Here is a 14,604-nt window from a genome sequence, read left to right on the forward strand (position 1 = left end):
GGCGGATAGCATCGCCGCTGGAGCGGACCGATGAGTGCGCGGGCACAGACAGTGCGCCTCAGTCCGTCGCAATACCGGGTGCTGGCTGACTTCGCCAAGCGCAGAGGGCTGAGCGACTACGCCATGCTGGCGCGGGTCGTGGAAGCAGGCTTTCTCGCCATGCTTCACGGCACCGACAAGGAGACCGATCTCGCAGAACTGGCGCACGAGATCGGGGCGATATCGGCGCGCCTCGCCGAGGCTGAACGGGTGCTCGATCGTACCTTGTTCACCGCCTGTGCGGCCTACGCTTACGCCCGCCATGCCGCGCTGGGCACGAAGAAAACCGACGAGACAATTGCAGGCGAAGCGCGCGACGCGTTCGAGCGCCAGCGCTCGCTTGCTCTGGAGATCGAGCCATGAATTCGAACATCGATTTTGTCACCCGCGCCCATGCCCTTTGGCGCGTGCGTATGGCGCATTGGCAGCAACGCTTCGGCTTCTTTGCCAAGCTCCTTCTTTTCAGCTGCGTCGCAGGAGCGATCATCACCCCGCTGCTCCGGCTTGGTCCGGAAGAGATAGCTGCTGTGGGTCACTTCATTGGAGCAAAGGCACTCTCATTGCTGGGCGAGTTCGCTGGCAAGGATTTCGACATGAGGATCACGGTCAACGGCGAGAGGCTGATCGTCCCCGCTTCCGTTATTGCCAACGATCCCGCAACTGCCGCGAACTTCTTCTGGACTGTGAGACAGGTAATTGGAGGCACGCTCGCGGGGCTGGCCATCGGCATTTTCCTATCGGTTGTGGTCAAAAGATCGATGTCTGAGCAAGGCAAGGATACGCTTGCCGACCGGGTCATCGGCGGCACTCGCGTAGCGGACGAAGAGGATGTTGCGGCACAGACCACTTTACTTTGCGGCAGGGACGCCCTGCGCATCGGTCCGGTCCCAATTCCGCGCCGGATCGAGACCCGTCACTTTGCCTTTCTCGGCACCACCGGCAGCGGCAAGACCACTGTCCTTCGCCAGATGCTCGATGGAATCGAAAGGCGCGGCGAAGCGGCGCTGGTCTATGACACATCGGGCGAGTTCATAGCTCACTATTACAACCCCGCGCGCGGTGACATCATCCTCAATCCCTTCGATGCGCGCTGCGCCTTCTGGACGCCGTTCGACGAGATATCGCATCCCGCCGATGCCGACCGGATTGCACGCCAGCTGGTTTCGGAAACCAGCAGCCAGGATGATGATGTCTGGCTCGAAACAAGCCGTATTCTTGTCGCCAACATGATCCGCTCGCTCTGGGCGGAAAAGAACTGCAGCCTCGAAGCCCTGCTCGAAGCCTTGCAGGTCAAGGACAAGGAGCAGTTGAAGGAGTGGCTGGGACATACGTCGTCGGCCCGCACCTTTGCCAACGATGCTGACCGTGCCACCGGCAGTGTGCTGTTCATGCTCGCCAAGGCGGCAAACCTGATCCAATTCCTGAAGGTCGAAGATGAGGGAGAGGACCGCTTTGCCTTCCGCGACTTCATCGCGAAGCTGGACGAGTGCGAGGGTGCAAAGCCGTGGATCTTTGTCCCCCGCAAGGAAGACTACTTCGAAGCGTCCAAGCCACTCATGGCATGCTGGCTCGAATGCGCGGCGAGTGCGGTGCTGGGTCTGTCGCCCTCGCCAGACCGCCGCATCTGGTTCGTGCTCGACGAGCTGGCTGACCTGCCCCGTGTCGAGAACCTTGCGCGTCTTTTGCCAGAGGGCCGCAAGTTCGGCGCAGCGATTGTGCTGACCTTCCAGGCGCTCGGGCAGATGCGCAATCGCTACGGCGCGAACATCGCCGAGGCCATGCTGGCGTGCTGCAACACCAAGCTGTTCCTGCAAACCGTCGATCAGGAAACCCGCAAATGGGCGAGTGAAACCATCGGCCAGTGCGAGGTGGAATTGCGCGTTGCCACCGACACACTGTCAATTGGCAGCGAAGTGCCGCGCACCACCATCGCGACCCAGCGCCAGTTCCGCCCCGCAGTGCTTGAAAGCGAATTGCGGCTCAGTCCGCATCAGGGCTACCTGCTGCTTCCCGATGGCCTGCCAGTCGCGCGTATCGGTCTTACCGCTGATCACATCAACCGCCGTGGCGAGCCTCGTCAGCCCGGTTACGTGCCAGGCGATCCGGCGGATACGCTGTGGAGCCGGGTGAGCGAGATCGCGAAGGGTGCCGAGCCCGATGCTAAACCGGGACCGGTTTGATGGTCGCATCGGTCTCGGCGCTGTCGAGTGCCAGTCAGGCGGCGAGCTACTACGAAGCCGACGACTATTATGCCGAAGGTGGCATGGCTCCGTCCGACTGGTTTGGCGAGGCAGCAGAGAAGCTGGGCCTGTCGGGCGAAGTGGATCGCGAAAAGTTCGCCGAACTGCTCGAAGGCCGCATTGCCGGACAGCAGCTCGGCACCACCCGTGATGGGAAGGTAGAGCATCGCCCTGGCTGGGACATCACCCTGTCCGCGCCCAAATCGGTCTCGATCATGGCCGAGGTTGCCGGAGACAAGCGGCTGATCAAGGCGCACGGCGTGGCGGTTAAGGTGGCGCTCGCCCATGTCGAGAAGCACATGGCGGCAACACGTGTAAGGCAAGGCGGCGAGGTCCGACGCGATACGACCGGCAATCTTGCCATCGCTACCTTTCGCCATGCCACGAGCAGGGCACAGGACCCGCAGCTCCACACCCACGGCGTTATCCTCAACGCCACGCAGGACAAGCATGGCAACTGGCGCAGTCTGGAGCCGCGCGCCTTATATCAGCTGCAAAAGGAGCTCGGCGCGATCTACCGGCAAGAGCTGGCGCACGGTGTCGCCGCACTGGGCTATCGGATCGAGGTGAGCAAGGACTCGCTCTTCGAAATCGCAGGCGTTCCCGAGAAGGCCATCGATGCACTGAGCCAGCGCACCGCGGCCATCGATGCCCGGCTCGCCGAGCGCGGCACGAGCCGTGCGGAGGCGAGCGCCGCCGAAAAGCAGATCGCCGCGCTCGATACGCGCGAGGCCAAGACCAGTGCAGATCATCGCAACCTTCGGACCGACTGGCGTGCGACTGCCGCTGCGAACGGGTTCGATAAGGCAGCGCGAGACAGGCTGATCGGTGAAGCAAGAGAGCAGGCTAAGGGCAGTGAAGCTACGGCCAGTCCGGAATTGCTGGCACAGCAGGCGGTGACATGGGCAGCTGCGAAATTATCCGAGCGCGAGGCGGTGTTCTCGGCCAGCACGCTAGCGCGCGAGGCCGGGGACTTTGCCTTTGGTCATGTCGGGCACGGTTCAATCAGCGCAGCAATTGCCGAGGCCGGAAAGCGCGGCGAGCTTGTCCCGCGCACTTTCCTTGACCGGCGCGGGGCGGAGTTTGCCGGGTTCACAACACCCCAGGCCATCGACACCGAGCGCACCATGTTGCGGCTTGCGCAAGCCGGGCGCGGCATGGCGCAATCGCTCGCCAGTCCGGTAGCAGCAGCACGGACCATCGAGCGCGTGGCGCGGCAATCAGCCCGGTCCGGCTATGCCTGGACCGATGACCAGAAGCGGGCGACCGCAGACCTGCTCACCTCGAGCGACCGCGTTACTGCGGTTCAGGGCTATGCCGGGACCGCCAAAACCACCACCGTGCTCGCCACCTTCGCGCGAGAGGCGCGGCGGCACGGACTTGCCGTGACGGCGCTTGCGCCAACCGCCTCGGCGGCGACCGTGCTGGGCGAAGCGCTCGGCCTGCGTGGCGATACGGTGGCGCGGCACCTGCTCGCGCCCGAGGCGAAGACAGCGAGAAAGGATACCGTCTGGATCGTCGATGAAGCCTCGATGCTTTCTGCCCACGACTTGGCGAAACTCATGACCCGTGCCGACAAGGCCGGAGCCCGGCTCGTTCTGGTCGGCGACGTGAAGCAGCTGGGTTCGGTTGGCGCGGGCGCAGCCTTCGCACAATTGCAGCAGGCAGGCATGGCGACCGCGAAACTTGCCGAGGTCGTCCGGCAGACCAATGCCGGAACCCGCGAAGCCGTAATGGCCTCTATCGAGGGCCATGCAGGCAAGGCCCTGGCCGCGCTTGAACGCGGCGGCGGCAAGGTGATCGAAGGCGCAACGCCGGATGCTCGCCTTGGGGAGATGGCCCGGCATTATCTGGCCTTGTCATCCTCAGAGCGCGCACGAACGCTGGTAATCGAGCCATCCCGCGAAGGCCGGGACAGGCTAACCGACATGATCCGCAGGAAGCTGACCGTGCGCGGCGAGCTTTCGGCAAATGCCGTGAGGTTCGACGCGCTCGAAGCGAAGGGCCTGACCCGCGCAGAGGCGCGCGAGGCAGCAAGCTATGCCATCGGCGATGTCGTCCGGTTCAGTCACGACTACGCCGCCAAAGGCGTGCGCCGGGGCGAGAGCTACGCGATTTCCGCTGTCGATCCCGAGCGCGGGCGCATTGCCCTCGAAGGCCTCGACGGACGGTCGCTGGACTGGCATCCCCGGCAGTGGGGCGCGAGCAAAGCCGAGGTGTTCGAGCCGAAACCAAGGGAGCTGCGCACCGGCGACCGCGTACAGTTCACCCGCAACGACCGCGAGGCCGGGCGGGTCAATGGCCTTGGCGGGACCGTCACTCGCATCGATTCCGAACGTGGCCTGGCAGCCGTGACGCTCGCCAACGGACGAGAGCAGAACCTCGATCTTTCTGATCCTCGCGACACCCATTTGCGTCACGCCTATGCCCAGACCGCCCACGCCGCGCAGGGCCAGACCGCCGAGCGTGTCCTGATCCACGCCGACAGCCGTTCCGCCAACCTGGTCGATCAGAAGATGCTCTATGTCGCGCTTTCGCGCGCCAAGGCAGAGGCGGTGGTTGTAACCGATGATAAGGACCGGCTTGTCCGTGCGATTTATGAGCGCGCGGGTGAGAAGCAGACGGCCATAACCGCGAGCACTCCGGAGGCCGTCAAGTCAAAGGCGATGGGTGCAGGTATGGGGTGATCGAATATCCCCGGCGATGGCAGGCCATGGCGTCCTTCGTCCTGCCGTTGGAATGAACCGCTCCTCTTCGACAGGCCGTGCCGGGCGGGATCAACAGCCTGCCCGCTCCATTCGGGCTCACGCCCTCCCGTGTTGCCTGTTCCGCGTAACCGCTGACCCGCCCGACCAATCCGGCCCGTCCCTTCATCCGCGTTCCCAACGATTGGACGAAGGATTTTCACCATGGCTAGCACCACAACCGCCAGCATCTACGACACGATCAACAACCAGATCATCGCTGCCCTTGAACGCGGCACGGCCACATTCTCGCTCCCTTGGCATCGCAGCACCGCACCGCTTTCGCGCCCCATGAATGCGACGACTGGGAAAGCCTATCGCGGCGTCAACGTACTTGCCCTTTGGGCCAGTGCCGAAGCGCAGGACTTCGGACATGGCCTCTGGGCGACTTATCGCCAGTGGCAGTCACTTGGCGCTCAGGTCCGCAAGGGCGAGAAGGCTTCGCCCATCGTGTTTTACAAGGTCTTCGACAAGCGTGATGACGATCAAGCCAAGGAATCGGACAGCTCGACCCGCATCTTCGCGCAGGCCTCGCACGTGTTCAACGCCAGTCAGGTCGAAGGCTTCGCCATGCCCGAAGTGCCGGACGGCGAAGACTTCGACCCTATCCCGCAGACGGACAGCTTCGTTGCGGGCACAGGTGCCAGCGTGCGCATCCATGGCGACAGCGCCCACTACACCCCTTCTACCGACACGATCACCATGCCAGACCGCGAGCGGTTCTTCGCAACGGCCAGCGGCAGCGCGGCGCAGAACTGGTACGCAACCTTGATGCACGAGCTCATCCATTGGTCTGGCGCTGATCACCGCCTTGCGCGAACGTTTGGGAAACGGTTCGGTGACGATGCCTATGCCATGGAAGAACTGGTGGCCGAGCTTGGTTCAGCCTTCCTTTGTGGCGACCTTGGCCTTTCCACCAGCCCGCGCCCCGATCACGCTAGCTACCTCGCGAGCTGGCTCAAGGTGCTTAAGGCCGACAATCGGGCGATCTTCACCGCTGCGAGTGCGGCGGCGAAGGCTGCGGATTGGCTTACTAAGCCAGGGGCCTAACGCATCGAATTTCAAATTGAGTTTGCCTAAAAGATGGCTAAAGTAGCTCCAGATCGGGAGGGGGAAATGCAGCATATTTCGGCAAGGGAAGCCAAGAATGGATTTGGACGCCTGATTGATTTGGCGAGAGCCGAACCCGTTTCGATCGACAAATTTGGACGCCCCGTCGTCGTTGTACTTTCGGTCGAAGAGTACGAGCGACTGACTGCAATTGCTTCGAAGCGCGGAGCGAATTCCTAGATGGCCACCCATACTGACCTTGCCAACCTAATTTGGGAAATCGCCAACCTGCTGCGTGGCCCGTATCGCCCGCCGCAATACGAACGTGTCATGCTGCCGCTCGTGGTCCTGCGCCGCTTCGACTGCGTTCTAGCCGATACGAAAGAAGCGGTGGTTGCCGAGGCAAAACGCCGCGAGGGCAGCAAGATTCAGGGCGATGCGCTCGACAGCAAACTGAACCAAGTGGCCGGGCATCGCTTCCACAACCGTGCGCCCTATGACTTCAAGAAGCTGCTGGGCGACCCAGACCACATCAATCAGCACCTGCAAACCTACATCAATGGCTTTTCCGCCAACGTCCGGAAAATTTTCGAGTATTTCGAGTTCACTGCCGAGATTGAACGGATGCACGAGGCAGGTATCCTGTTCCTGATTGTGAAAGAGATTGCTGGCGTCGATCTTCACCCCAACAAGGTCAAGAACGAGCAGATGGGACTGCTCTTCGAAAACCTGATCCGGCGCTTCAACGAACTGGCGAACGAAACGGCTGGCGATCACTTCACTCCGCGTGAGGTCATCACGCTTATGGTCGATTTACTGTTCAATGATGATGACGATCTTTTCGTGAAGGAAGGAGCCGTACGCACCATCCTCGATCCGGCGTGCGGCACGGGCGGAATGCTGGCCGAGGCGCAGGCTTATATGCGGCGGCACAACTCACCTGCGAAGCTCTACGTATACGGCCAAGACTATAACAAGCGCGCTTTCGCTACCGCCGCGTCCGACATGCTGATGAAGCAGGTTGACCACAACGGGCACGGCGAGAACATTCAGTTCGGTGACACCTTCACCGAGGACAAGTTCGAGGGCCAGAAGTTCGACTACTTCATCGCCAATCCGCCATTTGGAGTGGATTGGAAGAAGCAGCAAAAGGAAATCGTAGCCGAGCACGACCGGGGCGAGTCCGGGCGCTTCCATGCCGGCCTGCCTAGGGTAAACGATGGGTCTTTGCTGTTCCTCCAGCACATGATCTCGAAGTTTGAAGACGTTGATCCGGCAGACAACAAACACGGCTCACGCGCTGCCATCGTTTTCAGCGGTTCGCCATTGTTCACCGGCGGTGCCGGGGGTGGGGAAAGCAACATCCGGAAGTGGATCATCGAAAAGGACATGCTGGAGGCGATCATCGCCCTGCCTGAACAGATGTTCTACAATACTGGCATTGGCACTTATATCTGGATCGTCACCAACCGGAAGGCGAAGGATCGCAAGGGCAAGGTCCAATTGGTCGACGCGCGCGACACCTGGATTCCGATGCGCCGAAGTCAAGGCGACAAGCGGCGCAAGATCGGCGAAGGCCCCGCGCTGGAGGGCGATGACCGTCCGGACGAGCCGGACCAGATTGCCGACATCGTCCGTCGCTATGGCCAGTTCGCCCAAGGCGAGCAGTCAAAGATCTTCGACAATAACGATTTCGGCTATACCCGCGTCACGGTCGAGCGACCCTTGCGGCTGCGTTATCAGATGACGGTCGAGGACAAGGCGCGCTTCCTCGATGCCGCACCGCATCTGCTCGACGATATCCAGGCGATCGATAAGGAACTTGGGCGCGAACCGCAATTTGACTGGAACTCGGTATCCGCTGCCATTGATCGCTTGCTGAAGAAGCGCGGGTCAAAGTGGAAAGCAGCCGACCAAAAACTGTTTCGTGGCGTGTTCACCGCCAAGGATATCACCGCGAAAGAGGTGCGAAAGGGCAAGGGGTTCGAGCCCGATCCCGATCTGCGCGATTTCGAGAGTATCCCGCTCAAGGTCGATATCGACGCCTTCTTCGCGCTCGAAGTCCTGCCCCATGTGCCAGATGCCTGGATGGACCGGAGCAAGGACAAGGTTGGCTACGAAATCAACTTCAACCGCCACTTCTACAAGTTCACTCCGCCCCGCCCGCTGGCAATCATCGATGCCGAGCTGAAGCAGGCAGAAGAGGAAATCCTGCACCTTTTGCGGGAGGTGACAGAGTGAGCAGCACGCAACAGCAAAACACGATGCGTCTTAAGTTCGCGGCGACCATCAACGATGAGACATTGCCCGAGAACGTCGATCCGGACTTTGAGATCGCCTACATTGATATTGGCAACGTGGACTCCTCCGGGACAATCCATGAGATTGTCGATTACCGGTTCGAGGCTGCCCCAAGCCGCGCGCGCAGGATCGTACGGGATGGCGACGTCATCATTTCCACCGTTCGCACCTACCTGCAAGCAATTGCTCCGATCATAGAGCCTCCCGACAATCTGATTGTCTCGACTGGGTTCGCGGTCGTTCGCCCTCGTCCGGATCAACTCGATCCGGGTTTTTGCCGTTATGCCGTTCGGGAGCCGCGATTTCTGGCGGAAGTCGAAATGCGATCAACGGGCATCAGCTACCCTGCGATCAATGCGTCTGAAATTGGCGACATCGCGATTGCATTGCCGGAACTGCCAATCCAGCGAAGAACTGCGGCATTTCTAGACGCGGAACTGGTCCAACTCGACGCCCTGATCGAGGCCAAGGAGAAGCTGCTGAGCCTTCTGGCCGAAAAGCGGCGGACGCTGGTGGCAGAGGCAGTCATGCGCGGGCTGGACCGCTCCGCCCCCTTGCGTCCCTCTGGCATCGACTGGCTCGGCGATATCCCGGCGCATTGGGAGGTTCGCCGCCTCGCCACACTTTTCACTGAAAAGGACGAACGGAACGAGCCGGACTTGCCGCTGCTGGAAGTCTCTATCAACACGGGCGTATCCGTCCGTCAGTTTTCAACCACGCAGATTGAGGGAACGGCGGCCGACTTCAACACCTACAAAGTTGCCCGCAAGGGGAGCATCGCCTTCAACAAAATGCGCATGTGGCAGGGCGCAGTTGGCGTTACCCCAACTGATGGATTGATCAGCCCGGACTATGTGGTTGCCGAGCCATCAGAAAATATTGACGCTGACTTCGCTGGTCTGCTTTTCCGGACACCTGCTTTCAGCGCCGAATGCGCGCGACACTCTCAAGGGATCACCTGGGACAGATTGAGGCTCTATTGGGATGGGTTTCGGGACATCTCGATTGGCCTCCCTCCTTTGGACGAGCAGCGAAAAATCGCGAAAATGCAAGCGCAAGAAGCGTCGAAAATCGACAGGCTGGCATCAGCCACCGAACGATCCATCGCCTTGCTGAAGGAACGCCGCAGCGCCCTGATCGCCGCCGCCGTCACCGGCCAGATCGATATTCCGGAGGCCGCATGAGGATTACCAATCTCGACGTTTCTGGACTGCGCGGCTTTGCCCAAGCAAGCTTTGAGTTCGATCCCTCCTTCACGCTGCTGGTTGGCGTCAATGGCGTGGGCAAGAGCAGCGTGCTCGAAGCCCTGCGCATATCCCTGTCGCGCATCATGCCCAAGTTCACCGCCAGCCGCGCTGGTCCATTGGCATTTTCCGACGACGACATCCGGGTCGGCAGCTCGGCCCTTTCTGTCCGGGCAGACTTCCGGTTTGCGGATGACCTCCGCCATTTCTTGATACACGTACCCCGCGAACGCTATGCCAAGGGCGAAGAAGGTTCGGTACGGCACGGCGTTATCGAAACTCCGGAACGCGAAGAAATGTCACAGCCCTGGCCCAAGGAGGACAAGGCGGCAGAGCAGCCGCTTGGCCTGTACTTCGGCATTCGCCGTTCCCATCCCACTGATGCGCAGGCGAAAATAGGACAGACGCGCGGCGGTCAGGCTGCGGCCTATGCAGATGCGCTCTCAGATGTCCGCGCGTTGCATCTTGCGGACATGGCTTCATGGATCTTGGCGCAAGAAGCACTGGCTGTTGAATTGCCGCGTGCAGGGATGCACCTGGACGCGCTGAAGTTGGCAGTTGCGCGATTTCTGCCGACTTGCACCGGTCTGAGGGCGATCGGTGACGAGGACAGACCGCGCCTCCTGATCACTAAGGGCGATACTGAACTAGACGTTCGTTTCCTGTCAGAAGGGGAGCGCGGTATGCTTGCGCTCGCTCTCGACCTTGCCCGCCGCCTATCGCAAGCAAACCCCGGCCTTGACGATCCGGTCCGCGATGGCGTTGCCGTTGTGCTCATCGACGAGCTCGACATGCATATGCATCCCACTTGGCAACGTCAGATTTCTTCCCTGCTGACACAGACTTTTCGCAACTGCCAGTTCATCGCCTCCAGCCATTCTCCTCAAATCATCGGGGAGACCCAACCTAATCAATTGGTTCTTCTAAAGGAAGAAGATGGGCAAATCGTCACGCATCAATGTGGGCAGGCCTACGGACTCGACACGAATTTCGTGCTCGAACAAATTATGGAAACGGCTTCCCGTTCAGCGCCTGTGCGGGCTGCTATTGAAGAAGTTGAGAGCGCACTGGACGAGGGCGACCTTGAGCTCGCCCGCGTAAAGTTGGCAGACTTGAAGCAACTGCAGCACGGCGACGACCCAACAACAGTGGGCCTAGAGGCAGCCATCAATAACCTCGAGGCCTTAGCCGATGAGGCAGATTAAGAAGCAAGCGCCTCCCGCTGCCTTGACCGAGTGGATTGCTGCAAATCAGAACGGTCCGAACTGCAATTATCGGTCTCTAACCGGTGAGCTTCGCAGAGTAATCCGCGAAGCGTTAGTAGCAGAACAAGGATGCCTGTGTGCCTATTCAGGTAGAGGCATCGATCCCGACAGCTGTCATATCGAGCACCTGAAGCCACAGGCACATTGTAAAGATCTGGAAGAAGTGTCTTACAAGAATCTCGTTGCAGCCGTCCCGAAGCCAAACTCACCGAATTTGCCATACGGCGCGCATCTCAAGGCCAATTGGCCTTCTGACGACGAAGTCGCGATGTTCGTTTCTCCACTACAAGCAGGCTGTACCGCTCGCTTCACCTATAACTTCAGGGGCAAGATCGAGCCCTCAAACCCAGATGATGAACCAGCACTAGAGACGATCAAGCGCCTTGGCCTCAACCATAGTATTTTGGTCGAGTATCGGCGCGAGGCGATAGGTCAGACATTGCAAGCTCCGAAAAAAGGACCAGCGTCTCTCGATGCGAAAACTGCCAAACGGCGCCTTGAAGGCTTGCGCAAGCAAGAGGAAGGCAGCGATCAGCTAGAGCAATTTTCCTTTGCCTTAATCTGCGCATTGGAGAAACATATCGAGCGGATTCAAAAGATTGCCGGCGGAAAGAAGAAGGCATGAGTCATACTCGCCATACGGAAGAAGCCTTCGAAACGGTTGTTGAGAGCGCTCTGCTTTCAAGTGGATACAACGCGCTCGCGTCAAGGCAGTTCGATAGAACAGCTGCAATTTTCCCTGATCCAGTGATTGCCTTCATTCGGTCGACGCAGCCCAAAGAATGGAGCGCGCTTGAAGCACTTCATGGCGACAAAACGCGGGACCAGATCCTTTCTGATCTGGTTAAGTGGATCGATGCCAATGGCTCGCTCGCCACGCTGCGGCACGGCTTCAAGTGCTATGGCAAGACCCTCCGCGTAGCCACATTCAAGGCTGCGCACGATCTGAACGCAGAGCTGGAGGCACGATACGCCGCCAACAACGTCAGCGTTACGCGCCAGCTTCGCTACTCGCTCAGTAACGATAACGAGCTTGATCTCGTGCTCAGCGTAAACGGCATCCCGGTGATCTCGGTCGAGCTAAAAAACGCGATGACCGGATCGACGGTCGAAGATGCCGTTCGGCAGTACCGCCGTGACCGCGATCCGCGCGAACCCATCTTTGAATTTAAGCGGCGTATATTGGCACACTTCGCCGTAGATACCGATGCAGTCTTCATGACGACGCGACTGGCTGGCCCAGCAACTTACTTTCTGCCTTTCAACCAAGGTCATGATGGTGGGGCAGGCAATCCTCCTGACCCGAAGGGCCGTAGCTATCGCACTGCCTACCTATGGGAAGAAGTGCTTCAGCGCGACAGCCTGCTCGATCTGCTCGCCCGGTTCATCCATTTGCAAGTGGAAGAAAAGCGCGACGACGCGGGGCGAAAGGTCAAGAAAGAAACTCTTATCTTTCCGCGCTACCATCAGCTTGAAGCGGTCCGGGATTTAGTCGCGCGGGCTAAAACTGAAGGCCCTGGTCACAACTATCTGATCGAGCATTCGGCGGGCAGCGGCAAGAGCAACACCATCGGCTGGCTTACCCATCGACTTGCGTCGCTGCACGACAGCGAAAATGATCGCGTGTTCGACAGCGTCATTGTCATCACTGATCGCGTGGTACTCGACAAGCAATTGCAGGACACGATCTACCAGTTCGAGCACAAACACGGCGTGGTCCAGAAGATTGACGACAATTCCCGGCAGTTGGCAGAAGCGCTTGAAAGCTCGGTGCCGATCATCATCACGACCTTGCAGAAGTTTCCATTCGTCTCGCGCCAGCTGATCCGCCTGGCAGAAGAGCGCGGGGACGATGGTGACGGTGTTGTGCTCAAGACCCGGAATTTTGCGGTTATCATTGATGAGGCGCACAGCTCACAGGGCGGTGAAGCGGCAACCGACCTGAAAGAAGTTCTCGGTGGTCAGCGTCTGCGCGAAGAGGCCCAACGCTACATGGTCGAAAACGAGAGTGTCGGCGAGGATGAGCTATTCCGCAGCATGGCGAAGCGCGGTCGTCAGGCAAATATCAGCTTCTTCGCATTCACCGCGACGCCGAAGCACAAGACTTTGGCCGTGTTTGGAAATGGCGGCAAACCCGCCCACCGCTACACCATGCGCCAGGCGATCGAGGAACACTTCATCCTCGATGTGCTGAAGCACTACACCACCTACGCTACCTATTTCCGGCTATTGAAGGCCAGCGACGACGATCCGAATGTGGTCAGGAAAAAGGCGGCGCTTGCGCTGGCGCGGTTCCTCAAGCTGCATCCGCACAATATCGCCCAGAAGACCGAAGTAATGGTCGAGCATTTCCATGCGGCCACCCAGCACAAAGTTGGCGGTCGCGCCAAAGCCATGGTTGTTACTGGCTCACGCCTTGAAGCCGTGCGCTACAAGCAGAGCTTTGACGCCTATATCAAAGCGAAAGGCTATGCCATCAGATCGCTGGTCGCCTTCTCCGGGGCTGTTCCCGACGACAAGCTCCCCGATGTCACCTATACCGAAGAGGCGATGAATCTGGGCGTCCGCGAAAAGGAGCTACCGGATGTCTTCGCCACGTCCGAGTATCAGGTTCTGCTAGTCGCGGAGAAATATCAAACCGGATTTGACCAACCATTGCTTCACACCATGTACGTCGATAGGCGGCTGTCAGGCATCCAAGCCGTCCAGACTCTGTCGCGGCTAAATCGCACACACCCCTTCAAAGAAGACACGTTCATTCTCGATTTCGTGAACGACCGAACCGAGATTCAAGAGGCCTTCAAGACTTATTACGAGGGCGCAGAGATCGGCGAGGAAGTCGATCCGAACCGAATGTATCAGATCAAAGGTGAGCTCGATTCGAGCGGTATTTACACCCTCAGCGATGTCGATCTTTTTTCGGAGGTGTACTTCAAGCCAAAGCTGAAACAGAGTCCTGCCGACCACCAAAAAATGAATGCCATTATCGATCGACCAGTGTCGAATTTCGGCGATCTTGCGAAAGCCGATCCGGCAGAGGCCGAGGTGTTGCGCGGAAAGATCCTGGCATTCGGCAGTCTCTACGGCTTTCTAAGTCAGATCATCCCCTATCAGGACTCTGACCTCGAAACCCTATACGTCTTCCTACGCCATCTGGCTTCCAAGCTGCCGAAGAAGGGCGGAAGCCCCTCCTATCAGTTCGATGACGAGGTCAGACTTGATTACTATCGCCTCCAAAAGGTCAGTGAGGGTTCGATCAGTCTTTCCGAAGGGACGGCAAACAAACTCGACGGACCTTCCTCTGTGGGATCGAAAGTCGCGCGTGAAGAAGAGGTACCACTTTCCCGGCTGATTGACGTCGTGAACGAGCGGTTCGGCACTGACTTCAACAATGCTGACCAACTGTTCTTCGATCAGATCGTTGAGGCCGCGATGGCCGACGCCAACCTGCGCCAAGCCGCGATCGCGAACCCAGGCGAAAAATTCGAGTTATTGTTCAAGAATCTGCTTGAAGCCCTGTTTGTTGAGCGCATGGATCAGAATGAAGAAATCTTTGCCCGATTCATGAATGACAAAGCCTTTCAAGGTCTTGTCACGAACTGGCTGGCAACCGAAGCATATTCCAAATTGCGGAACTCAAATGACTAGTTTGGAAATCGTCCACGAATGCTCGCCGCAGCGCTCCGCGATCCAGCTGTTGATGCGCCGTAGTATCCTGTCT

The 14,604-nt window shown here is 59.2% G+C and carries 10 protein-coding genes; all 10 read left to right on the forward strand.

The window, feature by feature from the left end; translation table 11 throughout:
• The first annotated feature begins 30 nt into the window (after nucleotides 1-30).
• The 10 genes from GRI32_RS05710 to GRI32_RS05755 all read left to right on the forward strand — a co-directional run bounded on the left by GRI32_RS05710 (nucleotide 31) and on the right by GRI32_RS05755 (nucleotide 14,531).
• A complete protein-coding gene (locus GRI32_RS05710) occupies nucleotides 31-402 on the forward strand; it encodes a hypothetical protein (protein WP_160590371.1) in 372 nt (123 codons plus the stop codon).
• Entirely contained in the window at nucleotides 399-2,219 is a 1,821-nt protein-coding gene (locus tag GRI32_RS05715; RefSeq protein ID WP_160590373.1) for a type IV secretion system DNA-binding domain-containing protein, read from the forward strand. Before GRI32_RS05710 ends, GRI32_RS05715 begins: the two co-directional genes overlap by 4 nt.
• Nucleotides 2,219-4,966 (forward strand): MobF family relaxase, encoded by a 2,748-nt coding sequence (gene mobF, locus GRI32_RS05720; protein ID WP_160590374.1) that lies wholly within the window; start codon nucleotides 2,219-2,221, stop codon nucleotides 4,964-4,966. Before GRI32_RS05715 ends, mobF begins: the two co-directional genes overlap by 1 nt.
• Nucleotides 4,967-5,188: 222 nt before the next feature.
• On the forward strand, nucleotides 5,189-6,073 hold the full coding sequence (locus GRI32_RS05725) for an ArdC family protein (protein ID WP_160590376.1): 885 nt from the start codon (nucleotides 5,189-5,191) through the stop codon (nucleotides 6,071-6,073).
• Between the two features lie 66 nt (nucleotides 6,074-6,139).
• Complete coding sequence (locus tag GRI32_RS05730; protein ID WP_160590378.1) at nucleotides 6,140-6,313, forward strand: type II toxin-antitoxin system Phd/YefM family antitoxin; 174 nt, start codon at nucleotides 6,140-6,142, stop codon at nucleotides 6,311-6,313.
• The gene (locus GRI32_RS05735) at nucleotides 6,314-8,314 is read left to right on the forward strand and encodes a type I restriction-modification system subunit M (protein WP_160590380.1); all 2,001 of its coding nucleotides are present in this window, start codon (nucleotides 6,314-6,316) and stop codon (nucleotides 8,312-8,314) included. It abuts the gene before it with no gap.
• Nucleotides 8,311-9,558, forward strand: coding sequence for a restriction endonuclease subunit S (locus tag GRI32_RS10900; RefSeq protein WP_202385961.1), 1,248 nt, complete (start codon nucleotides 8,311-8,313; stop codon nucleotides 9,556-9,558). Before GRI32_RS05735 ends, GRI32_RS10900 begins: the two co-directional genes overlap by 4 nt.
• Nucleotides 9,555-10,823 (forward strand): AAA family ATPase, encoded by a 1,269-nt coding sequence (locus tag GRI32_RS05745; RefSeq protein ID WP_160590382.1) that lies wholly within the window; start codon nucleotides 9,555-9,557, stop codon nucleotides 10,821-10,823. Before GRI32_RS10900 ends, GRI32_RS05745 begins: the two co-directional genes overlap by 4 nt.
• Nucleotides 10,810-11,508, forward strand: a complete 699-nt coding sequence (locus tag GRI32_RS05750) for a retron system putative HNH endonuclease (protein WP_160590384.1) — start codon at nucleotides 10,810-10,812, stop codon at nucleotides 11,506-11,508. Before GRI32_RS05745 ends, GRI32_RS05750 begins: the two co-directional genes overlap by 14 nt.
• Nucleotides 11,505-14,531 (forward strand): type I restriction endonuclease subunit R, encoded by a 3,027-nt coding sequence (locus tag GRI32_RS05755; protein ID WP_160590386.1) that lies wholly within the window; start codon nucleotides 11,505-11,507, stop codon nucleotides 14,529-14,531. Before GRI32_RS05750 ends, GRI32_RS05755 begins: the two co-directional genes overlap by 4 nt.
• Nucleotides 14,532-14,604 lie beyond the last annotated feature (73 nt).

The sequence above is a fragment of the Alteraurantiacibacter aestuarii genome (assembly GCF_009827405.1).
In the GTDB taxonomy this organism is placed as follows: domain Bacteria; phylum Pseudomonadota; class Alphaproteobacteria; order Sphingomonadales; family Sphingomonadaceae; genus Alteraurantiacibacter; species Alteraurantiacibacter aestuarii.

Coding starts and splice junctions, on each gene's coding strand:
- GRI32_RS05710 (WP_160590371.1), top strand. CDS start 31: ATGAGTGCGCGGGCACAGACAGTGCGCCTCAGTCCGTCGCAATACCGG.
- GRI32_RS05715 (WP_160590373.1), top strand. CDS start 399: ATGAATTCGAACATCGATTTTGTCACCCGCGCCCATGCCCTTTGGCGC.
- mobF (WP_160590374.1), top strand. CDS start 2,219: ATGGTCGCATCGGTCTCGGCGCTGTCGAGTGCCAGTCAGGCGGCGAGC.
- GRI32_RS05725 (WP_160590376.1), top strand. CDS start 5,189: ATGGCTAGCACCACAACCGCCAGCATCTACGACACGATCAACAACCAG.
- GRI32_RS05730 (WP_160590378.1), top strand. CDS start 6,140: ATGCAGCATATTTCGGCAAGGGAAGCCAAGAATGGATTTGGACGCCTG.
- GRI32_RS05735 (WP_160590380.1), top strand. CDS start 6,314: ATGGCCACCCATACTGACCTTGCCAACCTAATTTGGGAAATCGCCAAC.
- GRI32_RS05745 (WP_160590382.1), top strand. CDS start 9,555: ATGAGGATTACCAATCTCGACGTTTCTGGACTGCGCGGCTTTGCCCAA.
- GRI32_RS05750 (WP_160590384.1), top strand. CDS start 10,810: ATGAGGCAGATTAAGAAGCAAGCGCCTCCCGCTGCCTTGACCGAGTGG.
- GRI32_RS05755 (WP_160590386.1), top strand. CDS start 11,505: ATGAGTCATACTCGCCATACGGAAGAAGCCTTCGAAACGGTTGTTGAG.